The organism is Alicyclobacillus sp. CIJ1, assembly GCF_057538885.1.
On record NZ_BAAJPH010000137.1, the window covers coordinates 49,172 to 72,062 of the forward strand.

Consider the following 22,891-nt stretch of genomic DNA (forward strand, 5'->3'; position numbering starts at 1 on the left):
TCAGTTTCCTCGCACAGAACCAAATCTCTTGCCCCGGCCAGGGGTCTGCCCTCCATGGGCAGACCCCTGGCCGGCGTGTGGATGCCCTCGCATTCAGTTCTGGGACTGCCCCTTACATGCCTCGACCGACTTCTCCAAAAAAGTCTACGACTCACCCGTCAAGTTCCGACAGGCTTCGTAATAGAAATCTACTATACTTGCCTCCAAACGATGCGGTGTGATCTCGCGGACATCCCGCCCGTCGGATGGGACACGCCGTGCTCCACCTGAGGTGATGGTGTGCAGGCCCTGCCGGTGGTCTACATCGACATCGTCTGGATGGTCAACTTCATCATGGACTTCGCGTTGCTCTGGACGACCGGCTGGTTGATGAAGCGCCGGGCGCGCTGGACGCGGCTTTTGGCAGGCGCCTTGGTAGGCGCGACGTACGCCCTCGCGCTGTTTGTCCCTGCCCTGTCCCTTGTCACCACCTGGCCCGGCAAGGCGCTTGTATCTGTGCTCATGGTGTGGCTCGCCCTGCCTCACCGAAACGCGTTCGATCTCGCCCGCCTCATCGGGGTCTACTACCTCGTGTCGTTCGTCGTGGCCGGGGCAAGCGTGGCCGCTCGGTTCGCTTTGCCGGGCACGACGCTCAACCACGCCCTGTGGAGCAACCGCGGCGTGGCCTTTGCCACCTCGGGCGAGACGCTCGGCCTGATGATAGGCTTGCCGCTCGCCGTGGGTGGGCTCAAGCGCCTGGCCGCGCGCCTGCGAAAGGATGCGCGCGTCGAGACATCCTTGGTCGATCTCGAGGTGCAATTCGACGAGATGGTGATTCGCTGCCGCGCCCTCGTCGACACGGGCAACGCACTGGTCGATCCCGTCTCGAAGCGCCCCGTGTCGCTGGTCGACGCCGCTGTCCTCATGCCGGCGTTTCCCGAGCCGGTCCGCGAGAAGGTGGCCGCCGGCGCGGATCTGCTGGATGCCCTGACCGAGGCGTTGCCGGGCACACCGTTTTCCATCGTGCCTTTTCAAGGGGCGTCCGGCCGCGGGCTGACCGTCGCGCTCCGACCAAAGGCCGTGTACCTGGTGCAGGCGGATGGATCGCGCACCCGCGGCGCGGACAGCCTGTTTGCGGTATTTCCCGGCGTGCTCTGCGCGGAGGGGACGTTTCAAGCCATCTTGCACCCAGAAGTCATGAATGGAGTGGATGACGATGTACGCGTTCCAGTTTCTCGAGACCAAGCGCCGCCTCGCGCTCCTTCGGCTTCGCCTCCTGTACATCCGCCTGCGAGTTCGCCTCCTGGGTCAGCCGGATGAGGTTTATTACGTCGGCGGAAGCGAGGCGCTTCCACCGCCGCTCACGAAGGAAGAGGAGCAATATCTTCTCGAACGGCTTCCTTCGGGCGATCCGTCCGTGCGGTCGATGCTCATCGAGCGAAACTTGCGCCTCGTCGTGTACATCGCCCGCAAGTTCGAGAACACCGGCGTCAACATCGAAGACCTGGTGTCCATCGGCACGATTGGGCTCATCAAGGCCGTGAACACGTTCGACCCATCCAAGAAGATCAAACTCGCGACGTACGCGTCTCGCTGCATCGAGAACGAGATCCTGATGTACCTTCGCCGCAACAACAAACTTCGCGCCGAGGTGTCACTGGACGAGCCGCTGAACGTGGACTGGGACGGAAACGAGTTGCTGTTGTCCGATGTGCTTGGCACCGATTCCGACACGATCTACCGCAATCTCGAAGACGAGGTCGACCGCGAATTGCTCTACGACGCGCTCGACAAATTGAGCGAACGGGAGCGCACCATCATGGAGCTCCGATTTGGCCTGGGGACCGGTCAGGAAATGACGCAAAAAGACGTCGCGGACCTTCTAGGAATTTCTCAATCCTACATATCGCGTTTGGAGAAGCGCATTCTGAAGCGGCTTCAGCGGGAGTTTAACAAGATGATGTGAGGGCCAGAGCCGCATCTTCGCCCTGTCTCCGCGGCGGCGCCAGGAAGCGCCGCCTTTTGCGCGTCGACCCTGCATAACCCGCCCAAGTCCGGACATACTTAAGACGAATTTTGGAATTCTGTTCACACGTGTATGACGGGCAGACTTGGGGGGACTTCTTTGAAGCGCAACAAGGTGGAGATCTGCGGCGTCAACACATCTCAACTCCCTGTTCTCACGAATGCTCAAATGCGCGAACTGTTTGAACAGCTTCGAGCCGGAGACCTCTCGGCGCGCGAGAAACTGGTCAACGGCAACCTGCGTTTGGTCTTATCCGTCATTCAGCGGTTTAACAATCGCGGCGAATATGTGGACGACTTGTTCCAAGTTGGATGCATCGGACTGATGAAAGCCATTGACAATTTTGACCTCAATCAGAATGTGCGCTTTTCCACCTACGCAGTCCCCATGATCGTCGGCGAAATTCGCAGGTATCTGAGGGACAACAATCCCATCCGGGTCAGCCGGTCTCTTCGCGACATCGCCTACAAGGCGCTCCAGGTCCGCGACATGCTGGCATCCAAAAACCTCCGCGAGCCTTCCATCGTCGAGATCGCCAACGAAATGAACCTGCCCAAGGAGGAGGTCGTCTTCGCGCTCGACGCGATTCAGGATCCCGTCTCCATGTTCGAGCCCATCTATCACGATGGGGGAGATCCGATCTACGTGATGGATCAGATTCACGACGAGCGAGAAAAGGATTCGGCGTGGGTCGAGGGGATTGCGCTGCGAGAGGCGATGCGAAAGCTGTCGGATAGGGAGAAGAAAATCCTCGCGAAGCGATTTTACGAGGGCAAGACACAGATGGAGGTGGCGGACGAGATCGGCATCTCGCAGGCGCAGGTCTCCCGCCTCGAGAAGGCCGCCATTCATCGCATGTACAAGCACATTCAGTCGTAACCGATCCGCCATCGGTCATATGATGAGCGTAGGACCGATGGGAGGCGGATAGGCGTGGTGCGCATTTCGGAGCTTCAGTCGAAGGACGTGGTCAACGTCGAGGACGGCAAGCGGCTCGGGACCATCGGCGATTTGGAGATTGACCTCGACAGCGGGCTGATCCGCGCCATTGTCATTCCCGGCCAGTCGAAATTCTTCGGCATGGTGGGCGGATCGCAGGACTACATCATTCCGTGGAACCAGATTGTGAAAATTGGCGCGGACGTGATCCTCGTGGATCTGCGCCCGCCTGGGGAACCGGGCTACTATCTCCCTCCGCAGTCCGGCAAACGCGGCACGGGCGGCTACTGATGCGTGGCGCTGCGAAGCCGGATGGATGTATGATAGAAGGCGGAGGGATGCGCTTGCTGAAGGACGTGATAGGGCAACATGGCGGCCTCGGGATTCGCCCGCCGTTTGCGGGCCCGGGCGTGCGTGCCATGTTTTTCTTTCGCCATTTGGACACGTGGCCGCTGACGGATGCGGATCTGTCGCCGCGCCTCGCGGGCCCGGAAGCAGCCCGCGCCAACCGCGCAAGGATGCTCAGCAGTGCGGGTATGCAAGCGGAGGCGCTGTGCCTGGTGCGGCAGGTGCACGGCCATCGCGTCATTCGCGTCGATGTGCCGACGGACTCCGCCTTCGAGGCAGACGGGATGGTCACGGATGTTCCCGGCCTCGCGCTTGCCATCCTCGTCGCCGACTGCGCGCCCGTCCTCTTGTACGATCCCGTCCGCCGCGCGGTGGGCGCGTGCCACTCGGGATGGCGGGGCACCGTGCAACAGATTGTCGCCTGCGCCATTGAGCGCATGCGGGACGAATACGGGACAAACCCGGGGGATCTGCATGTCGCCATTGGCCCGTGCATTCGGCGGTGCTGTTACGAAGTAGACGACGTGGTGGCCGACCACGTCCGAAACACGCCGCTTGAGCGAGCGCTGTTGCCCAGATTTCGGCGCCCTGGGAAGTATGTCTTCAGTCTGCCTCATGCCATCCGCCTGACGGCTGAAGCTTGCGGGGTCCAGCCAGATCACGTCTATGACGCCGGCGTCTGCACGTCCTGCCGAAACGGCCACCTGTTCTCGCACCGCCGCGAGGGCGAGCGCGCAGGGCGACAGATGGCGGTCATCGCGCTTGAGATGGGGGACTGACCGGTGGATTACGGATTTGTGCGCCAGCGGGTCGAGGATGTGCGGGCGCGGGTCGAGGACGCCTGCCGCCGCGCGGGCCGCGATCCGGCGGGCGTTCGCATTGTGGCGGTCACCAAGACGGCGTCTCCAGACGTCTTGCCCGCGCTGCACGACGCAGGCATCCGAGATGCGGCCGAGAACCGCTGGCAGATCGCGAGGGACAAGCTCGCGCATCCTGCTGCCTCTCGCTTTGAATGGCATTTCATCGGCACGCTTCAAACCAACAAGGTCAAGTATGTCGTCCCGCGCTTTGCATGGATTCACTCGCTGGATCGGCCCGAACTCGCGCACGCGCTGTCTCAGGAGGCGGTGCGGCGGGGAGTCGGCGTGAACGTGCTGGTCCAGGTCAATATCAGCGGCGAGTCGCAAAAGCATGGCGTCGCGCCGGAGGAGGCAGCGCATCTCGTCCGCCTCGCCCACGAGCTTCCAGGGCTTGCGGTCCGAGGGCTCATGACCATGGCGCCCATCGCCGAGTGTCCCGAGGATGTGCGTGACGTCTTCGCGGGCCTTCGCGATCTGCTGCACGAACTGAGGACACGCCTGTCGCTCGAAGCGCTGGATCAACTTTCGATGGGGATGTCCGACGACTTCGAGGTGGCCGTCGAGGAAGGAGCCACGATGATCCGCATCGGACGAAGGCTGGTCAATCCATGAGGGGGTGAACACATGGACGGCTTGGCGGACGCCGTGGAGTGGATGTTCGCCGTCTATTTCGTGGTGCTTTTGGCCGGCGCGTTGATTCAGATGGTGCCTGATTGGACCGAATACCGGGTGGGCCGGTGGATTCGCGCCTGTTGCGAGCCCTATCTGTGGGTGTTTCGGCGTCACCTTCGCCCCTTGCGCGTGGGCCAGACGTCCGTCGATGTATCGTGGCTCGTGGCCGTTGTGGTGTTTTTGGTCGTCGAGGCGGGTGTGGATACCACATTGACGCAGTTGACCACGAGCTGAGGAGGCGCACGCCATGGAGCTCGGATGGGTACGCGCGTCGGAGCAGCCTTGGGTCCGCCGCGCCTCGGATTGGGTCCGGCAGGTTCAGGACAGTTACGCGCCCTATTTGACCGACTTTCTGACGCCTCGCGAACGCTACCTCGCCGAAAGCGTGGCCCGAGGTGCGGGCATCCACGTCGAGGCGTTCGGGGGATACGACGCCGCGGAGCGCGTCCGGCTCCTGCTTTTGCCGGAGCCGTGGCCGGTGCGTCCCGAAGACTTCGAAATCCAAGCGCTCAAGGTGGTCGCAGTGCAAGGAACCTTTGCGCATGGAGACGTGCTGGGTTCGCTCCTGGGCCTCGGACTCAAGCGCGCGTCGTTGGGCGACATCGCAATCTCCACGCCCGCACAAGCGTATGTGTTCGTCGCCCGACCCCTCGTGCGCTATCTACAAGAGACTTGGGCTCGCGTCGGCAGCGTGCCGGTGGTCGCGGAGGTCGTCCATGACATCCCGAATCTACCCCCTCCGCCATACGAGCCCAGGGAGATTTTCGTCATGTCACCGCGTATGGATGCCGTCGTGGCGCAGGCTTGTCGGATGTCGCGCAAGGATGCGCAGTCCCTTGTCGCGAGTGGCCGCGTGGAACTGAATCACGCGGAGGCGCCGGCTGACGCGGAGGTGCGTCCCGGCGACGTGTTGTCTGTCAGGGGATTCGGTCGCGTGCGGGTGTTGGAGACCGTCGGCCAGTCCAAAAGCGGCAGATGGATCGTTCGGGTCGGTGTCCTGCGATCTCGCCCCTAGCTGCGGCGGTGGTGAAGGATTTTGCCGCTTGCTGTCGAATAGCAGGGTGACGAACCTTCGCCCAAACAAGGGCTTCACAAGCCTGTGGTCGAGATGAGGGGGATTCGCCATGCCGTTGTCGCCCATCGACATTCACAATAAAGAGTTCCGGCGCTCGCTGCGCGGGTACAACGAGGATGAAGTCGATGATTTCCTGGAACGCGTGATTCAGGATTACGAAGCGTTGATTCGACAGAACAAACAGCTCGAAGAGGAGATTGCGCGGCTCAACGAGAAATTGGCCCATTACCAGAACATTGAAGAAAGCCTGAGCAAGTCCATTCTCGTCGCGCAGGAGACCGCGGAAGAGCTGAAGAACAACGCCAAGAAGGAAGCGCAGCTCATCATTCGGGAGGCGGAAAAGAACGCGGACCGGATCATCAGCGAAGCCCTCAACAAGGCGCGAAAAGTGGCACTCGAGGTGGAGGAGATGCAGAAGCAAGCCGCCATTTTCCGCGCGCGTTTTCGCTCGCTCATCCAGTCGCAACTGGAGATGATGGAGTCAGGCGACTGGGAATCGTTCGAGCGGGAGCTCGCACGGCGCGAGGTCGCGGCGGCTGAACCCGACTTCGCGTAATCCAAGGACGAAAAGGTGCGCCTCGACAGGCCGATCCGCGTGGTCGGCTTATTTTTTTTCGCTTCGCGCGGCGTACCAGAGGAGCGCGAGGCCGAAAGCCACGAGCGAGGAGTCGATCACGACATAGGTGGTGTAGGGAAGCGCCAGTTGCAGCCAAACGCGGGCGAGGATGCACGCGGCGAACAACGTGATGCCAATCCACAGAATGGCCCAGGAAGCGGCGAGCAGCCATGTTCTGCGCATGATTCATCTCTCCAGTCGAAACAACCCTGCCAATCTCCATCATACACACACCCGCCGGAGATACCAATGACAGTCTGGTGAACATGTCCGACATGGATCCACTGAGGCCGGGCACACTATCGGCAGATCATCCACAGCCGGGACGGTGAGAAAGATGCGGCATCGGCGCAAACGACGTCACTCGCTCACGCACCTCGGACTGCTCAGACTGACGGAATACCTCGAAGGGGCGAACTTCGCGGCGTACGTCGATCTGCTGCAGACGCCGTGGCGGCTCGCGCTGCTCAATCTCATCGGCGGCATCTTTCGCGGCCTAGGCATCGGCCTCGGCTTCACCGTCATCGCAGGGTTGGTCGTGCTCATCTTGCAACAGCTCGAGCTTCTCAATCTCCCAGTCATCGGGAAGTGGATTGCGGATTTGGTTCAAATCGTGGACGGGCAGCTCAGGGCTCGAGCGTTCACGTACTGAAGGGGGACGAGCATGGACACGGATGTCATTCGCGCCCGCCTGGAGAAAGCGCGGGAGCGCCTGATCGATCGCCTGAACGGAGCCGAGACGTCTGCCTCCATCCGCAGCGCGATGCGTGACGAGTTCTCGGAACTCGCCATGTATGACAATCACCCGGCGGACGTCGCCAGCGAACTCGCGCTCCGCAGTCAGGCGGTCGGAGAACGGCTGCGGGACGAGCGAGCGCTTGCCGACGTGGAGGATGCGCTCTCGCGGATCCGACACGGAACGTATGGCCAGTGCGAGTCCTGCGGGCGCCCCATTCCGCCGGATCGGCTTGAGGCGGTTCCGACCGCTCGCCGATGCGTGGACTGCGAACGGGAGGTGGAGGCCAAGCAGGCGTCAGCACATCGCCCCGTGGAGGAGGACGTGCTGGCGCCCTCGTTCGGCCAGTTCGATCGCGACGGCGCAGACGAGACGGGGTACGACGGGGAGGACGCGCTTCAGGACGTTCTGCGCCATGACCGCCCAGTCCAGGGACTTGCGCGTTACGACGAGCCGGACCTCGATGACGATGCGGGGTATGTCGAGTCGGTGGACCGCATTTCGGAGGACGACTATCGGCGGACGTTGCCGTCCCCGGCCCAGTTGCTCACCGATTACGACGAACCGTGACATTCAGGGTTCTCGAGTGTGAGAACGAAAGTGTCGGCCCGGAGGCCAAGGCGAAGGCACTCGACGGCGATGGCGTCGGCCGGGGGGACATTCCCCAGATTGACGGCCGGGCCAAAGCGGCGAATGAGTTCTACTTGCTGGGATTTTTTTGGCGCTTCCCAGATGACGCGGCTCCGCGCATCAGGGGGCAACGCGTCGACGAACACCGTTAAGGCGTCGTCGAGTACTTTGCCACCGGGATCGTAAATGCCGACACCTTCGCCGGATTCGCGCCCCTCGAGGATCACATAATCGGCGCCGGCTTCGAGATCCCGCAGAACGCCCTCTGCGCAGCGCACAAGGTCCACGTCGTGACTCAGCTTTTTACCCACCTCCGTAATGACGAGGGGAAACACGCGCTTGGCCGCCGCAATGGCCTTTGTGCGATGATCTGGCGGCAGGTCGATAGTGCCGTCCGAGATTTCCATGGCCTGAAACCCGAGCTCGCGACAGCGCAGGAGGTATTCGGCGAATACGCCTTGCGTCCACGCCACCTCGCCCAAGGTCCCGCCGGGGCATGCCATGACGCCCTGTTCCGCTGCGCGCTGGAGTTTGGATCTGAGGATGTGCTCGGGGTATACGGCGCTCGTCCCAAATCCGAGCTTGAGCACATCGATGATGGGCGCCGCCATCGACAGGAGGGACTCCGTCTCGGCCAAACTCAGACCCTTGTCAATCACCATGGTGATCCCGCTCGTGCGGGGCTTCCCGCTCCGCACGCCGAGCGGTGGGGCAATCCATTGTGAGAAGGCGCCGCCCTCTGGTACAATCACCGTATTCACACCCCTTCACGTGCCGCCTTTTCACGGTATGCGACGGCGGCTTCCGAGGGTGCAGGCTGTCAGCCGGCGGGGAGACGGGTCGAGTGGGGAAACAGAAGTGGATCTTGTACGTGGTCGGCCTGGTGGTGCTCATTGCCGACCAATGGATCAAACAGCTCGTGCGGGCGAAGTTGGCCATCGGCAGCGCCGTCGTGGTCATCCCTGGCGTGGTCGAGTTCACGCACCTTCAGAATCCGGGTGCTGCCTTCAGCCTGTTGCCGCATCAAGTTTGGCTCTTTGTCCTCGTGGCCATTGCAGTCGTGGCGGCCGTGGTCGTGGTGAACACGCGCTTTCAGCTGAGCGCCTTGGCGCAAGTGGGACTTGGGCTCTTGCTCGGCGGGGCGCTCGGCAATATGGTGGATCGCGTCTTTTCCCCGACCCATACGGTCACCGACTATGTGTACTTCTACACCATTCATTTTCCCGTCTTCAACCTCGCGGACGCCTCCATCGACATCGGCGTCGTGCTCCTCATCCTCTCCACGTTCCGAGGCGGACATGATGCCCGCGACTGATTGAAGGAGGACACCATGAGACCGGCCATCCACGTTCAATATGAGGTGAGTGCGGAGGACGCGGGCGAGCGGCTCGACCGATGGCTGACTGACAGGTTGCAGGAAGACGACATTGAGGTCTCGCGGACGCAGGTGCAGCGCTGGCTTGATGATGGGTTGATCCGTCGCGCGCGCCCTGGGCGGCTCAAGGCGAGTGAACCGGTTGAGGCGGGCGACCTCTACGAGGTGGACGTGCCGGAAGAGGAGCCGCTGGAGCTTGTGCCGGATGAGGGCGTGCCGTTTGTCGTCGCCTACGAGGACGACGACGTCATCGTGGTGGACAAGCCGCGCGGCGTCGTGGTACACCCGGGGGCGGGCCACTTGCGGGGCACGCTGGTGAATGGCCTCTTGGCGCGCGGCACCTCGCTCTGTACGCTCGCGGGCGCGATGAGGCCGGGCGTCGTGCACCGGATCGACAAGGACACGAGCGGGCTCGTCGTGTTTGCCAAGTCGGATCGGGCCTATCGCACGTTGGTCCAGGCGTTTCGGGCGCACGATGTCGAGCGGGAGTACGTGGCCATCGCGCACGGCCGCCTGCCGCACCGCGAGGGCACCATCGACATGCCCATCGCGCGGGATCCGGCGGATCGCCAGCGGATGGCCGTCCGCCAAGGGGGCAAGCGCGCCGTCACGCACTTCGAGGTCCTCGAGCTGTTTGCGAACTATTCGTACCTCCGCCTGCGGCTGGAGACGGGCCGCACGCATCAGATCCGCGTCCACCTCGCGGCCATCGGTCATCCCATCGCGGGCGATCCCGTCTACGGTCCTCGCCACACGCTGCCTATCGACGGCCAGGCGCTCCACGCGCGGACGCTCGGCTTCACGCATCCGGACGGTCGTCGCCTTCGGTTCGAGAGCGCCGTGCCCTCCGACATGGCCTGGCTCCTTGAGGGGTTGCGCCAGGGGCGAATCGGAGCTTGACACCCTTCGCCCGAACTGATAGTCTACTTTCGAACTGAAGATGGACACTGCCTTTAAACCAATCCCGTGAGGTTGGTAAGGAGTCGGACGTGTTGGGAGAATGGCGCACGCGTGGCGCGTCTTCCGGGCTAAGGCCACCTCTCGCGGAGAGGCGGCCTTTTTTCGTGCCGACGAGAGCGGTGCCGAGGAGGGAAGGCTGTGGCTCAAAAGACGCAGATTATGGACGAAGCGGCGATGCGCAGATCGCTCACCCGCATGGCGCACGAGATCCTCGAGCGCAACAAGGGGCTCGACGACCTCGTGCTCGTCGGGATCGTCACGCGCGGCGCCATCCTGGCGGAGCGGCTCGGGCGGAAGCTGTTCGAGATTGAGGGACAGAGGGTGCCGTGCCACCGGCTGGATCCCCGCCCGTACCGGGACGATCGCGACCGGACCGCGTCGCCCGAGGCGCCCGCGCCAAACATCGACGTGGCGGATCGCAAGGTGATTCTGGTGGACGACGTGCTGTACACGGGCCGGACGGTGAGGGCCGCGCTCGACGCCATGATGCGTGCGGGCCGCGCGCGGTGCGTGCAGCTCGCGACGCTCGTGGACCGCGGCCATCGGGAGCTTCCCATTCGGCCTGACTTTGTGGGGAAAAACGTTCCGACGGCGCGAGACGAGCAGGTCATTGTCCGCCTGGCGGAAGTGGACGGGGTGGACGGCGTCTGGATTGCGGAAGGAAGGGCGTGAGGGCGGTGGCGGTGAACATGCGAGGCGCGGTGTTTCACGCGTTGACCGTGAACCAGTTCGATGTGCCGCTGGTATGGGAGTTGATGGAACGCGCTGAGTGGCTCCGCGGCTTGGACCGTGAAGAGGCTCGGACGCGACTTCAGGGCAAGATTGTTGCGACGCTGTTCTACGAGCCGTCCACGCGCACGCGGCTCTCGTTTGAATCCGCGGTCCTCCGTCTCGGCGGCAGCGTCGTGGGGGCCGAGAACGCGCGCGAGTCGTCGTCGTCGAAGAAGGGCGAGACACTTGAGGACGTGTTTCGCGTCGTAGGCTGTTACGCCGACGCCATCGTCATTCGCCACCACGATCCGCACGAACTCGATCGGGCCGCGCGCTTCTCGCCCGTGCCCATCGTGAATGCCGGCGCCGGAAGCGGGGAGCACCCGACGCAGGCGCTGCTCGACGTGTACACCATCTGGCGCGAGCTCGGCCGGATCGAACATCTCACCGTCGCGGTGATGGGCGATCTCAAGTACGGCCGCACGGTCCACTCGCTGCTTCGGCTTTTGGCCAAGTTCCCCGGCGTGCGGGTTCGCCTCTTTCACCCGGCGCCGCTCGGCTTGCCGGACGATCTCGCCAGCGAACTTGCCGCCTCGGGCCTCTCGCTCGAGCGGGCGCCGGATCTCGCGTCGGCCATCCGCGGCGCGGACGTGGTCTACCAGACGCGCATTCAGTTCGAGCGGCTGACCGGCGAGGTGGATCCCAACGCAGCCAGCCTGTATGCCCTCACCAAGGACCACCTGGCGCTCTTGCCCGATCACGCGCGGATCCTGCATCCGCTTCCTCGCGTCGGGGAAATCGCGCCCGAGGTGGACGAGGATGTCCGGGCGGCGTACTTCCGGCAGGTGGAAAATGGACTCTACATGCGCATGGCGCTTCTCGACGCCATGCTGGGAGGCGAGCGGCGATGAGGATTCGATGGGACGGCGGGCGCGTGTGGGACTCGGGCCTCGGCGATTTCATGGAAGCGAGCGTGGCGTTCGACACCGAGACGGGCGAGATTGTGGCCGTTGGGCACCCGTCCGCCATCCGCGCGGACGAGGTGCGTTCCATCCGCGGTTTGTGCGTGTTGCCTGGCTTCGTCGACGTGCACGTCCACTTGCGCGATCCCGGCCTCACGCACAAGGAGACCCTCGCGAGTGGCTTGCAGGCCGCCGCGGCCGGCGGGTTCACGCAGGTAGCGTGCATGCCGAACACCCAGCCTCCCATCGCGCGTGCCGAGATCGTGGAGGATATCATCCGCCGAGGAGAGGCCATCGGCAAGGCTGAGGTGCATCCCATCGCCTGCCTGACATTGGATCAGGAAGGCGAGGCGCTCGCGGATTACGAGGCGCTCGCAAAAGCGGGCGCGCTCGGGTTTTCCGACGACGGCCGCGGCGTACAGGACGGCGGGCTGATGCGGGAGGCGTTGACCAAGCTCGCCGCCCTCGGCAAACCCGCGATGATCCATGCGGAGGACGAATCCATCTCGCGCGGGGGGGCGCTCCATGAGCGGGCGGCCGCGCGGCTCGGCACGACGGCGCAGCCAGGGAGCGCGGAGGCGGCAATGATTGCGCGAGACATCCTCCTCGCGGAAGAGACAGGCGCGCACCTGCACGTCTGCCACGTGAGCCGCGAGGCGTCCGCTGCCCTCGTGCAATTTGGAAAGCGTCGTGGCATCCGCGTGACAGCGGAAGTGACGCCGCATCACCTGCTCTTGTCGGAGCGGGACATCCAGAGCGCGGACGCCAATTGGAAGGTGAATCCGCCGCTTGCATCCGAGGAGGACCGGCGGGCGTGTCTTGCCGCGTTCGCGGATGGAACGTTGGACATCATCGCCACCGATCACGCGCCGCATCACCCGGACGAAAAAGCGAAGGGCATGGACGAGGCCCCGTTCGGCATGGTGGGGCTCGAGATGGCGTTTGCCCTCTTGTACACGGGGCTCGTGTGCGAGGGGCTTGTGCCGATGCGCCGGCTGGTAGAGGCTATGAGCGAGCGGCCTTGCAGGTTATTTGGGCTTGAAGGCGGCCAGATTCGCCCAGGCGCGCGGGCGGACCTGGTGCTGGTGGATCTCGGCAGGCGATGGACCATCGACCCGAGCGCATTGTACACGAAAGGCAGGAATACGCCGTTTGCTGGGCAGTCGGTGGTCGGCAAGGTGATCGAGACGATTCGTGCGGGGCGCGTGATTTTTCGCGAGGGAGAGGAGCGGTTGTCATGATGCTGAACGGTCGGAGAAGGGCCCGGCTGGTGCTGAAGAACGGCCTCGTGTTTGAAGGCGTGCACTTCGGCGCCACGGGCACCCGGTTCGGCGAGGTCGTGTTCAACACGGGCATGACGGGATATCAGGAAATTTTGACGGATCCGTCGTATTACGGGCAGATCGTCACCATGACGTACCCGCTCATTGGCAATTACGGCGTGAACGTAGACGACGTCGAGAGCCGCCATCCGCACGTGCGCGGATTTGCGGTGAGGACGTTCTGCGAGTGGCCGTCTCATCACAAGCTGGTAGACAAGCTGGAGTCGTACCTGGTGCAGCACGACATCGTCGGGATCGCCGGGATTGACACGCGCGAGCTGACGAAGGCCATCCGGACGGTGGGGGCGATGCCGGGAGTCGTCACCACGGAGGATGTGCCGGTGGAATCGCTTCTTGCGCGCATGGACGAGGCGCTGGTGCCGGATGCGGTCAAGCGGGTGACCACGCAAACCGTGTACCGCGCGCCGGGGCCTGGGCACCGCGTTGTGCTCATCGATTACGGGATGAAGGCGGGGATCCTCCGCTCCTTGCTGGAGCGCGGATGCGACGTGATTGTCGTGCCGGCCACGTCGACGGCGGAGGACGTGCTTCGCTGGAAGCCGCACGGCGTGATGCTGTCGAACGGCCCGGGCAACCCGGAGGACGCGCCTTACGCGGTGGAGGCGCTTCGCGGCCTCATCGGCAAGGTGCCCATCTTCGGCATCTGCCTAGGGCATCAGCTCATTGCCCTCGCGTGCGGCGCCAAGACGCGCAAGCTGAAGTTCGGCCACCGCGGCGCGAACCATCCGGTGAAAGACCTTCGGACGGGCCGCGTGGACATCACGTCCCAAAACCACGGGTATGTCGTCGATGCGGACTCGCTCCGCGGGACGCCGCTCGAGCTCACGCACGTCAATCTGAACGACGGCACGGTAGAGGGGCTGGTGCACCGACACGAACCCGTTTTCTGCGTGCAGTATCATCCGGAGTCGAGGCCGGGGCCGAGCGATGCCCGCTACTTGTTTGACGAGTTCATCGACCTCATGACGCGCGTGAGAGAGGGGCGGTTTGCGCATGCCTAAGCGGACGGACATTCGCAAGATCATGGTCATCGGGTCAGGGCCGATTGTCATTGGCCAGGCGGCCGAGTTCGACTACGCGGGCACGCAGGCTTGCCAGGCGCTGAAGGAAGAGGGCTACGAGGTTGTGCTCGTCAACTCGAACCCCGCCACCATCATGACCGACGAGCACATGGCGGATCGGGTGTACATCGAGCCCATCACGCTCGATTTCGTCACGCAGATCATCCGGAAGGAGCGGCCGGACGGCCTGCTCGCCACGCTTGGCGGTCAAACGGGCCTGAACATGGCCGTGCAGCTCGCGGAGGCCGGCGTTCTCGAGGCAGAGGGGGTTGAACTCCTCGGCACGCCGCTTGAGGCCATTCAAAAGGCCGAGGATCGCGAGAAGTTCCGCCAGCTCATGCAGGAGATCGGCCAGCCCGTGCCGCGCAGCGCCATCGTGAGAAACCAGGCGGAGGCGGACGCGTTCGCGGAGGAAGTCGGCTTTCCCATCATCATCCGGCCTGCGTACACGCTCGGCGGAACGGGGGGCGGGATTGCCTCCAACTGGCGCGAATATCACGAAATTGTGGAGCGCGGACTCACGCTCTCGCCGATTCACCAGGTGCTTGTGGAGCAGAGCATCGCGGGCTTCAAGGAGATTGAGTACGAGGTCATGCGCGACGCCGACGGCACGGCCATCGTCGTGTGCAACATGGAGAACATGGATCCCGTCGGGGTGCACACGGGTGACTCCATCGTCGTGGCGCCGAGCCAGACGCTCTCGGACGAAGAGTACCAGATGCTGCGCGACGCGAGCCTCCAGATCATTCACGCGCTCGGCATTCAGGGCGGGTGCAACGTGCAGCTTGCGCTCGATCCCCACTCGTCGCGCTACTATGTGATTGAGGTCAATCCGCGCGTCAGCCGCTCGAGCGCATTGGCTTCGAAGGCCACGGGGTATCCCATCGCGCGGATCGCCACGAAGATCGCCGTCGGATACCGGCTTGCGGAACTGAAAAATCCGGTCACGCAGGATTCGTACGCCGCGTTCGAGCCGGCCTTGGACTACATCGTCACGAAGATCCCGCGCTGGCCATTCGACAAGTTCCGGAGCGCGAATCGGTCCCTCGGCACCCAGATGAAGGCGACGGGCGAGGTGATGGCCATCGGCCGCACGTTCGGCGAGTCGCTGCTCAAGGCGGTTCGCAGCCTGGAAATCGGCGCCTACAGCCTATGGACGAAGCAGTCGGACAAGTGGTCGAACCTCGAGATTGAGAAAAAGATTCGCGTGGCTGACGACGATCGCCTGTTTGCCATCGCTGAGGCGCTGCGCCGGGGCGTGTCGGTGGAACAGATCCACGATTGGTCGAAGATCGACCGCTGGTTCCTGTGGCATTTGGAGGCCCTGGTGGACCTGGAGCAGCGCATTGCCGCGGTTGCCAACCCGCGCCTGCCCATCGAGCAGGTGCTGGACGAGCACCGGGAACTCATTCACGAGGCGAAGCGAAACGGGTTTCCGGACCGCGAGCTCGCTCGTCTCCTCCAGGCGGATGCGATGGCTATCCGCGCATGGCGAAAAAAACGAGGCATTGTCCCGGTGTACAAGATGGTGGACACCTGCGCCGGGGAGTTCGCGGCTTCCACGCCTTATTACTACAGCACGTATGAGCGGGAGGACGAGGTCGAGACGAGCCCGCGCAAGAAGATGGTGGTGCTTGGTTCTGGGCCTATCCGCATCGGCCAGGGCATTGAATTCGACTACTGCACGGTGCACGCGGTGTGGGCGCTGCAGCGGGAAGGCTACGAGGCAGTCGTCATCAACAACAACCCGGAGACCGTTTCGACGGACTTCAGCACGTCGGACCGGCTGTATTTCGAGCCGCTCGACGTGGAGGACGTGCTGAACGTGATCGATCGGGAGCAGCCGGAGGGCGTGATCGTCCAGTTCGGCGGACAGACGGCCATCAATCTGGCGGGGCCGCTGGCGGACGCGGGCGTGCGGATCTTCGGCACCTCCCGCGAGAGCATCGACGCCGCGGAGGACCGCGAGAAGTTTGACGCGCTGCTCACGCAGCTGGGGATTCAGCGCCCAGAGGGCCGAACGGTCACCACCGTCGAGGCGGCGGTCGAGGCGGCGGAGTCGATTGGCTATCCGGTGCTCGTGCGCCCCTCGTACGTCCTCGGCGGGCGCGCGATGCAGATCATCACGAACACCAACGAGCTTCTCCAATATATGGAGGAAGCGGTGGAGGTGTCGCAGCAGCACCCGGTGCTCGTCGACCGGTACGTGAACGGCATTGAGGCGGAGGTCGACGCCATCTCGGACGGCGAGACGGTGATCATCCCGGGCATCATGGAGCACATCGAGCGTGCGGGCGTGCACTCGGGGGACTCCATTGCCGTGTATCCGCCGCAGAACCTGACGGAGGACGTGAAGCGGATCATCGAGGATCACACCATTCGCATCGCGCAAAGCCTCAACGTGAAGGGGCTCATGAACGTGCAGTTCATCGTGCACGACGGACAGGTGGAGGTCATCGAGGTGAATCCAAGGTCGTCGCGCACCGTGCCGTTCCTCTCCAAGGTGACCGGCGTGCCCATGGTCCAACTCGCCATGCATGCGGTCTGTGGCGGCAGGTTGGCGGATCTCGGCTATACCAGCGGGCGCGTGCCAGAGTCGCCCGCCGTGGCGGTCAAGGTGCCCGTGTTCTCGTTTGCGAAGCTTCACCAGGTCGATATCAGTCTCGGCCCCGAGATGAAGTCGACGGGTGAGGTCATGGGGCGCGATCTCGTCTACGAAAAGGCGCTGTACAAGGGGCTCATTGCCTCCGGAATTGCGATCCCGGCGCACGGGACGGTGCTCGCGACCATTGCGGACAAAGATAAGCCGGAGGCGTACCCGCTGCTGCGCGAGTTCGCGCGCCTCGGCTATCGGCTCGCGGCGACCGAGGGCACGGCGAAATACCTGCGCGATCGCGGCCTTGAGGTGCGCGTCGTGAACAAGCTGGCGCAGGGCACGCCCAATCTCGCGGACGACATCCGGCAGGGCAAGATCCAGCTTGTCATCAACACGCTCACCAAGGGTCTCAAACCCGAGCGGGACGGCTTCCGCATCCGGCGGACGGCCGTCGAGCACGGGGTGCCGTGCTTGACCTCGCTCGACACGGTCCGATCCGTGCTCGACATCATGAAGCTCATTCACTTCCAGACCATGGCGCTGGGCGATCCGGTCCCAGGGCAGGGAGGTGGCGACGGTGACTGAGGCGCTGATGCAGGAGCTCGCCTCGCCCGCGTACGACGAAGCGCGCAGGCGCATCTACGTCGCGCTGGACGTGGACTCGGAGGAGCGCGCGTTGGACTTCGTCGATCGCCTGTCGCCCGTGGTGGACGGCTACAAGGTGGGGCTGGAGCTGTTTCACCGAGCGGGCATGCGCCTCGTGGAGGCCCTGCTGAAGCTGAATTTGCGGGTGTTTCTCGATGTCAAGCTGCACGACATCCCGAACACCGTCGCCGGCGCGCTTCGGGCCATCGCGCAGTATCCCATTGAAATGGTGAACGTGCACGCGTCGGGCGGCCTCAAGATGCTCGCGGCAGCGCGCGAGGCCGTGGACGGATCGCCCCATCGCCCGCTTCTCGTGGGGGTGACCGTGCTCACAAGTTTGACAGACGCGGATCTTGAGGGGATGGGCGTCGGCACGACCTCGTCTGCGTGGGTGCGCCGGCTGGCGCAGATGGCCGAGCAGGCGGGGCTCGACGGCGTGGTCTGCTCGGCCCAGGAGTTGGAGATGCTCCGCGACGTGGTCACCCCCTCCTTCGAGCGCGTGGTGCCGGGCATCCGCCTCGCGGGCGACCGGGTGCACGATCAGGCTCGCGTGATGTCGCCCGATGCGGCCATCCGGCACGGAGCCACGCGCCTGGTCCTCGGGCGAGCGGTGACGGAGGCGGACGATCCCGTCGCCGCCTTGGCGCGCTACCTTCGTTCCGTGAGGGAGGGATTGACGCATGAGTGAACCGACGTTCACCGTCGAGTACGACGACCTTTCATACACCATCGCGAGGGGACTTCTGCAAATCGGCGCGGTGGAACTGAGGCCGCATCAGCCGTTCACCTGGTCGAGCGGCTGGCGTTCCCCCATCTACTGCGACAACCGCCTCATCCTCGGATATCCGCTGCTTCGCAGCCAGGTCGTTTCCGGTTTTGAGTCGATCATCGACTACGAGCTGCCCGCGGTAGAACTCATCGCAGGCGCCGCGACGGGAGGCATCCCGCACGCCGCCATGCTGGCGGATCGCCTGGGTCTGCCATGCGCGTACGTGCGCTCCGAGCCGAAGGCGCACGGCCGGGGCAAACAGATTGAAGGCTACGCGCGTCCCGGGATGAAGGCCGTCGTCATCGAGGACACCCTGTCGACGGGACGGTCCGCGTATCAGGCCGCCCAGGCCCTTCGGGACGCGGGGGTGGACGTGATGGCCATCCTCACCATTCTGTCATACGACTTCGACGTCGCCACCAAGCGCGCCGAGGACACCGGCATCCCCGCGTATCGGCTGGTGCCGTACGAAGTGCTCATTCAGGTGGCGCTCGAACGCGGCGATATCCAGGAGTCGGACGTGGCGCTTCTCATGCGCTGGCGCAAGTCTCCCGATACGTACGGACTCTGATATCACGCTGCAGACAGGCGGTCCTTGGGCGATATCCCCAGGGGCCGCTTGACTCTTTCTCCGCCGAACGGGACATCCTACCCGACAGGTGAAGGAGGGGCTCACGTGGATCTTCACACGGGCCGCACGCTGTGGTCGGAGTCGGACATCGCGTCGACATCCTATCCCCGGCTCGACCGGGATGTGCAAAGCGATGTCGTGGTGGTGGGCGGCGGCATCGGGGGAGCCATCGCCGCGTGGGAAATTGCGGAACGCGGATTGGACGTCGTGGTGCTGGAGCGACACCGCGTAGGCATGGGATCGACCCGAGGAAACACGGGCCTTCTGCAATACGCGAACGACATGCCGCTCGCCGAGATGATCCGCGTGCACGGGCGTGCACGAGCGGTCGCGTTCTACCGGCGTTGTTGGGAAGGCCTCGGACGGCTTCGGGAGATCGTGAAGCAACTTCCAGAGGACGTCGAGTTTGCGGATCGGATGAGCGTCTGTTACGCGTCCGTTCCGGCTCACATCTCCCGCTTGAAGGACGAAGCCCGCACGCTTGCGCAACACGGCTTTGCTGCCGAGCTCGTAGTCGGCCGCGACGAACTGCGGCGGGCCTTCGGGATCGACCGCGAGGCGGCGTTCGTGACGTACGGAGATGCGGAGGTCAATCCGCTGAAGTTCACTCGGGCGCTTTTGGCCGAGATCGTCCGCCGCGGCGCCGCCCAGGTCTTTGAGCGCACCGCGGTGGTTCGCACGGAAGAGAACGACGCGCACGTCGCCGTGGAGACGGACGCGGGGTTTCGCGTCCGGGCGCGCGCGGCGGTCTTCGCAACGGGATACGTCTTCCAGAACACGCGGCCCCTCGCGGGTGCGCGGCTTGGCTGTACGTACGCAATCGCCACAGAACCGCTGTCGGACCTGGCGGCTTGGCCAGTAGGTGCCCTCATCTGGGAGACCGCTCGTCCGTATTTGTACATGCGAACGACGCGCGACAGGCGGCTCGTGGTCGGTGGGCTCGACTTACCCGTTCCAGACGGCCCTCGGCGCGACGAAGGCCTCAACGTGCGCGCCGAGCAGCTGGCCCGCATGGCACAGGAGGTCCTTCCCGACATCGGATCCTTGTCCATTGCCTACCGCTGGGCCTCAACGTTCGGCTCGACAGTCGACGGATGGCCTATCGTCGGCGTGTATCCGGGCTTTCGTCGGATCTTCTGCGCGCTTGGCTACGGCGGAAACGGGATGGTCTGTTACGCGGTAGCGGCGGACATGCTCGCGAGGCGGCTTGTGGGGAAAAACCGGCCCGAGGACGAGGGGCTCGGGCCGGCACGATGGTCTCTGTGGCGGCGCGCGGCGAGAAGGCTGTCGCGGGCGGTGCGGTTGTGACTCATGAGGCGCCGGGCTCTGGCGCTTCCACCGTAGGCGATGGCGCCCGCGGCGTGGGTGGCACAGCGAAAATCGCGATGCCAAGCGCGCAGATGCCGATGGCGATGAGGAAGATATCGGTCAGCGACATCGCGTGGGTCATCGCGGTGCTGACGAGCGGCGCAATGGCGCCGCGGATCCCAAACAGAAGGAAATGAAGTCCAAACGCTTCGGCTTCTCGCCCGGGGACCGCGCGAAAGATATACGACATGCAGCCGATGTCCCAGACGGCGTCGCCGACGCCCAGCAGGGCGCAGGCGGCGATCACGGCCGCAAACGACCCGCTGAACACGTACAGCACTGGGGCGAGGGCGTAGGCACTCATGCCGATGAACATGGCGTGGCGCGGCGACCACGTGTCGATGATCCATCCCACCACAAAATATGCCACTAACAGGGCCACGTAGTACGACACGCGCGTCACGCCAATCTGGGCGTTGGACAGGTTCAGGGTGTGAACCTGATAGATCTGGTAAATCGGTCCCGCCAACAGGTTGCCGAAGCCGGTGGCCATGGTGGCCATCAGGAAGATGGTCAGAGGCCGGCTGGCGCGGGCCACTTGCCAATGCCCGAAGATTTGCTCGATTCGCCGCGAAGGCTGCGCCGAAGTGGCTTCCGGCCCAGGCGTCTCGACCTCACGGGCGCGGGAGAACAGAATCACCGACAGCGTCCCCATGATGGCGGCACCGATGAGCGGCCATCGGTCGCCCTGATGTTGGCTCCACTCCCCGACGATGTATGCGAGGGGGATGAGGAGCGTCCCCTGCGCGACGCGCACGTAGCCCATCAGCCGCCCCCGGAGCGCAGGCGGATACATGCGGGCGAGCAGCGCGGGATAGGCGGGCGCTTGAATGCCGTTCATGAAGTTCACGATGAACGCCGTCACGAGGAAGGCCGTGGGTGTCAACAGCGCACCTGCCAACAGGACGGACAGCCGACCGACGACGAGCGGCCACAGGACGAAAGGCTTCGTCGATCGCCCGCGCATGAGGTGAGCCCACATCGGCGACCACAGCATGCCAATGGCCGGTGCCGCCGTGAGCAGCCCAACTTCGAGATTCGATGCGCCGTGTCGAATGGCCATGGGCACGTAAAATTGGTTGACGACGACATTGAACAGAGCGAACAGGACCGAACCTCCAAAATCGATTCGGAAGTTCCACCACGTCTTCCACTTCATCTGCATCCCGAGGCGGGTGACCACGTCGTCGGGACTCATGCTCGCGCTCCTCATGCTCATCCCCAGCGCAAGGGCGCGGCCGAGCCGCGCCCCGAGAATTGGCGAGTGTTCACATGCTCGATGAGGGTCATACCCATCCGCGCCAGCGCATGGCCTCCGCGAACGGGCGAATGCCCACCATGTAGGCTGCCATGCGAGGCAGCACGTCGTACCGCTCCGCGGTGTCGAGAATGTTGTGCACGCTCTGCACCATCATGTTTTCCAGGCGTTGGTTGACTTCGTCCTCCGTCCAATAGAAGCCCTGGTTGTTTTGCACCCACTCGAAATACGAAACGGTGACGCCGCCCGCATTGGCCACGACGTCCGGCACGACGACGATGCCGCGCTCGTGCAGGATGTGATCCGCCTCAGGCGTGGTGGGTCCGTTCGCCGCCTCGACGATGAGGCTCGCCTGGATCTTGTCCGCGTTGCCTTCGTGAATTTGGTTCTCCAGCGCCGCGGGAACGAGGACGTCACACGGCTTGGTCAAGAATTCCTCTGTCGGAATGACGCCGGAAAGTCTTGGCGTGACCATGCCGAACGAGTCCTTTTCCTCGATGAGTTCCGGGATGGGCAGGCCATTCTCGTTGTACACACCGCCGCCCGCGTCGCTGATGCCAACCACGGTGGCGCCGAGCTCGTGAAGGATGCGAGCCACGTTTGAACCGACGTTGCCGAATCCCTGCACCAGAACCCGCAGCTCCGAAAGCTTTTTGCCCATTCGCTCCGCGGTCTCCCGCAGCGCCACTACGACGCCCAGCGCGGTCGCAGATTCGCGCCCGCGCGATCCGCCTAGGACGAGTGGCTTACCCGTGATGAAGCCCGGTGAGTCGAACTCGCGGATGCGGCTGTACTCGTCGTACATCCATGCCATGATCTGGCTGTTCGTGTACACATCCGGCGCCGGGATGTCCTTCGCCGGGCCCACAATCTGACTGATGGCCCGCACGTAGCCGCGCGCCAGTCGCTCCTGCTCGGACAGGCTCATGCTGCGCGGATCGCAGACGATGCCGCCCTTGGCTCCGCCGTACGGAAGGTTGAAGATGCCGCACTTCAGCGACATCCAGATGGACAGCGCCTTGACCTCATCCAGCGTCACGTCGGGATGGAAGCGAACGCCGCCCTTGGTGGGGCCAATGGCGTCGTTGTGCTGCGCTCGGTACCCTGTAAAGACTTCTACATGCCCGTCGTCCATGCGGACCGGGATGCGAACCGTCATGACCCGGATAGGCTCCTTGAGAAGCTCGTAGACAGCCTCCTCATAGCCGAGGCGATCCAGGGCTTCGCGGATGGTCGCCTGCGTGTTGCTGAGAATGTTGGTGTCGTGCGCGGGCTTATTCGCACCGACGATCAGGCGTTTGTTCCCTTGTTCCTGCGACATGGTCCATCTC

At 63.9% G+C, this 22,891-nt stretch carries 25 protein-coding genes; 21 read left to right on the top strand and 4 right to left on the bottom strand.

Annotated features, from left to right (window positions below; all coding sequences use genetic code 11):
- Nucleotides 1-279: 279 nt before the first annotated feature.
- The 9 genes from AC27E8_RS12650 to AC27E8_RS12690 all read left to right on the top strand — a co-directional run bounded on the left by AC27E8_RS12650 (nt 280) and on the right by AC27E8_RS12690 (nt 6,455).
- The gene (locus AC27E8_RS12650) at nt 280-1,299 is read left to right on the top strand and encodes a sigma-E processing peptidase SpoIIGA (protein ID WP_487099616.1); all 1,020 of its coding nucleotides are present in this window, start codon (nt 280-282) and stop codon (nt 1,297-1,299) included.
- The gene (gene sigE, locus AC27E8_RS12655; RefSeq protein WP_049784339.1) at nt 1,196-1,945 is read left to right on the top strand and encodes an RNA polymerase sporulation sigma factor SigE; all 750 of its coding nucleotides are present in this window, start codon (nt 1,196-1,198) and stop codon (nt 1,943-1,945) included. The genes AC27E8_RS12650 and sigE overlap by 104 nt, the downstream gene beginning before the upstream one ends.
- Nucleotides 1,946-2,104: 159 nt before the next feature.
- Nucleotides 2,105-2,884, top strand: a complete 780-nt coding sequence (sigG, locus tag AC27E8_RS12660) for an RNA polymerase sporulation sigma factor SigG (protein ID WP_008339624.1) — start codon at nt 2,105-2,107, stop codon at nt 2,882-2,884.
- 54 nt (nt 2,885-2,938) lie between these two features.
- Nucleotides 2,939-3,235 (top strand): YlmC/YmxH family sporulation protein, encoded by a 297-nt coding sequence (locus AC27E8_RS12665; RefSeq protein WP_014464044.1) that lies wholly within the window; start codon nt 2,939-2,941, stop codon nt 3,233-3,235.
- 47 nt (nt 3,236-3,282) lie between these two features.
- A complete protein-coding gene (pgeF, locus tag AC27E8_RS12670) occupies nt 3,283-4,071 on the top strand; it encodes a peptidoglycan editing factor PgeF (RefSeq protein WP_487099619.1) in 789 nt (262 codons plus the stop codon).
- 3 nt (nt 4,072-4,074) lie between these two features.
- On the top strand, nt 4,075-4,764 hold the full coding sequence (locus AC27E8_RS12675; RefSeq protein ID WP_487099621.1) for a YggS family pyridoxal phosphate-dependent enzyme: 690 nt from the start codon (nt 4,075-4,077) through the stop codon (nt 4,762-4,764).
- Nucleotides 4,765-4,776: 12 nt separating this feature from the next.
- Nucleotides 4,777-5,058 (top strand): YggT family protein, encoded by a 282-nt coding sequence (locus AC27E8_RS12680; protein WP_487099623.1) that lies wholly within the window; start codon nt 4,777-4,779, stop codon nt 5,056-5,058.
- Nucleotides 5,059-5,071: 13 nt separating this feature from the next.
- Nucleotides 5,072-5,839, top strand: coding sequence for a YlmH/Sll1252 family protein (locus tag AC27E8_RS12685; protein ID WP_487099625.1), 768 nt, complete (start codon nt 5,072-5,074; stop codon nt 5,837-5,839).
- 109 nt (nt 5,840-5,948) lie between these two features.
- Nucleotides 5,949-6,455: a DivIVA domain-containing protein gene (locus AC27E8_RS12690; RefSeq protein WP_014464049.1), complete on the top strand. Its 507-nt coding sequence runs from the start codon at nt 5,949-5,951 to the stop codon at nt 6,453-6,455.
- A gap of 48 nt (nt 6,456-6,503) precedes the next feature.
- Here AC27E8_RS12690 and AC27E8_RS12695 read toward each other — a convergent pair whose 3' ends face one another.
- Nucleotides 6,504-6,698, bottom strand: a complete 195-nt coding sequence (locus AC27E8_RS12695) for a hypothetical protein (RefSeq protein WP_487099626.1) — start codon at nt 6,696-6,698, stop codon at nt 6,504-6,506.
- Nucleotides 6,699-6,852: 154 nt separating this feature from the next.
- On the opposite strand from AC27E8_RS12695, the gene AC27E8_RS12700 reads away from it, so the two are divergent.
- Together AC27E8_RS12700 and AC27E8_RS12705 are read left to right on the top strand one after the other, a co-directional pair.
- Entirely contained in the window at nt 6,853-7,167 is a 315-nt protein-coding gene (locus AC27E8_RS12700; protein ID WP_014464050.1) for a DUF5665 domain-containing protein, read from the top strand.
- Nucleotides 7,168-7,179: 12 nt separating this feature from the next.
- The gene (locus AC27E8_RS12705; protein WP_487099628.1) at nt 7,180-7,821 is read left to right on the top strand and encodes a TraR/DksA C4-type zinc finger protein; all 642 of its coding nucleotides are present in this window, start codon (nt 7,180-7,182) and stop codon (nt 7,819-7,821) included.
- Here the strand turns inward: AC27E8_RS12705 and comA are convergent.
- Nucleotides 7,806-8,633 (bottom strand): phosphosulfolactate synthase, encoded by an 828-nt coding sequence (gene comA / locus AC27E8_RS12710; protein ID WP_487099629.1) that lies wholly within the window; start codon nt 8,631-8,633, stop codon nt 7,806-7,808. The two genes, AC27E8_RS12705 and comA, sit on opposite strands and share 16 nt — an antisense overlap.
- A 92-nt stretch (nt 8,634-8,725) precedes the next feature.
- On the opposite strand from comA, the gene lspA reads away from it, so the two are divergent.
- From lspA to AC27E8_RS12760, 10 genes are all read left to right on the top strand, one after another.
- On the top strand, nt 8,726-9,196 hold the full coding sequence (gene lspA / locus AC27E8_RS12715) for a signal peptidase II (RefSeq protein WP_014464053.1): 471 nt from the start codon (nt 8,726-8,728) through the stop codon (nt 9,194-9,196).
- Nucleotides 9,197-9,211: 15 nt separating this feature from the next.
- Nucleotides 9,212-10,156 (top strand): RluA family pseudouridine synthase, encoded by a 945-nt coding sequence (locus AC27E8_RS12720; RefSeq protein ID WP_487099631.1) that lies wholly within the window; start codon nt 9,212-9,214, stop codon nt 10,154-10,156.
- 198 nt (nt 10,157-10,354) lie between these two features.
- A complete protein-coding gene (gene pyrR, locus AC27E8_RS12725) occupies nt 10,355-10,888 on the top strand; it encodes a bifunctional pyr operon transcriptional regulator/uracil phosphoribosyltransferase PyrR (protein ID WP_487099633.1) in 534 nt (177 codons plus the stop codon).
- Nucleotides 10,889-10,905: 17 nt separating this feature from the next.
- Nucleotides 10,906-11,838: an aspartate carbamoyltransferase gene (gene pyrB / locus AC27E8_RS12730; protein ID WP_487099690.1), complete on the top strand. Its 933-nt coding sequence runs from the start codon at nt 10,906-10,908 to the stop codon at nt 11,836-11,838.
- Complete coding sequence (locus tag AC27E8_RS12735) at nt 11,835-13,130, top strand: dihydroorotase (protein WP_487099635.1); 1,296 nt, start codon at nt 11,835-11,837, stop codon at nt 13,128-13,130. Before pyrB ends, AC27E8_RS12735 begins: the two co-directional genes overlap by 4 nt.
- Entirely contained in the window at nt 13,127-14,233 is a 1,107-nt protein-coding gene (gene carA, locus AC27E8_RS12740) for a glutamine-hydrolyzing carbamoyl-phosphate synthase small subunit (protein ID WP_041695096.1), read from the top strand. Before AC27E8_RS12735 ends, carA begins: the two co-directional genes overlap by 4 nt.
- A complete protein-coding gene (gene carB, locus AC27E8_RS12745) occupies nt 14,226-17,474 on the top strand; it encodes a carbamoyl-phosphate synthase large subunit (protein WP_487099637.1) in 3,249 nt (1,082 codons plus the stop codon). The genes carA and carB overlap by 8 nt, the downstream gene beginning before the upstream one ends.
- Nucleotides 17,467-18,222: an orotidine-5'-phosphate decarboxylase gene (gene pyrF, locus AC27E8_RS12750; RefSeq protein WP_487099639.1), complete on the top strand. Its 756-nt coding sequence runs from the start codon at nt 17,467-17,469 to the stop codon at nt 18,220-18,222. The genes carB and pyrF overlap by 8 nt, the downstream gene beginning before the upstream one ends.
- Nucleotides 18,215-18,874: an orotate phosphoribosyltransferase gene (pyrE, locus tag AC27E8_RS12755; protein ID WP_014464061.1), complete on the top strand. Its 660-nt coding sequence runs from the start codon at nt 18,215-18,217 to the stop codon at nt 18,872-18,874. Before pyrF ends, pyrE begins: the two co-directional genes overlap by 8 nt.
- A gap of 105 nt (nt 18,875-18,979) precedes the next feature.
- Nucleotides 18,980-20,242: an NAD(P)/FAD-dependent oxidoreductase gene (locus AC27E8_RS12760; protein ID WP_487099641.1), complete on the top strand. Its 1,263-nt coding sequence runs from the start codon at nt 18,980-18,982 to the stop codon at nt 20,240-20,242.
- Nucleotide 20,243: 1 nt separating this feature from the next.
- Here the strand turns inward: AC27E8_RS12760 and AC27E8_RS12765 are convergent, their stop codons facing one another.
- Both AC27E8_RS12765 and AC27E8_RS12770 read right to left on the bottom strand, forming a co-directional pair.
- On the bottom strand, nt 20,244-21,500 hold the full coding sequence (locus AC27E8_RS12765) for an MFS transporter (RefSeq protein ID WP_487099643.1): 1,257 nt from the start codon (nt 21,498-21,500) through the stop codon (nt 20,244-20,246).
- Nucleotides 21,501-21,588: 88 nt separating this feature from the next.
- Complete coding sequence (locus AC27E8_RS12770; RefSeq protein WP_487099645.1) at nt 21,589-22,881, bottom strand: Glu/Leu/Phe/Val family dehydrogenase; 1,293 nt, start codon at nt 22,879-22,881, stop codon at nt 21,589-21,591.
- Nucleotides 22,882-22,891: the final 10 nt, after the last annotated feature.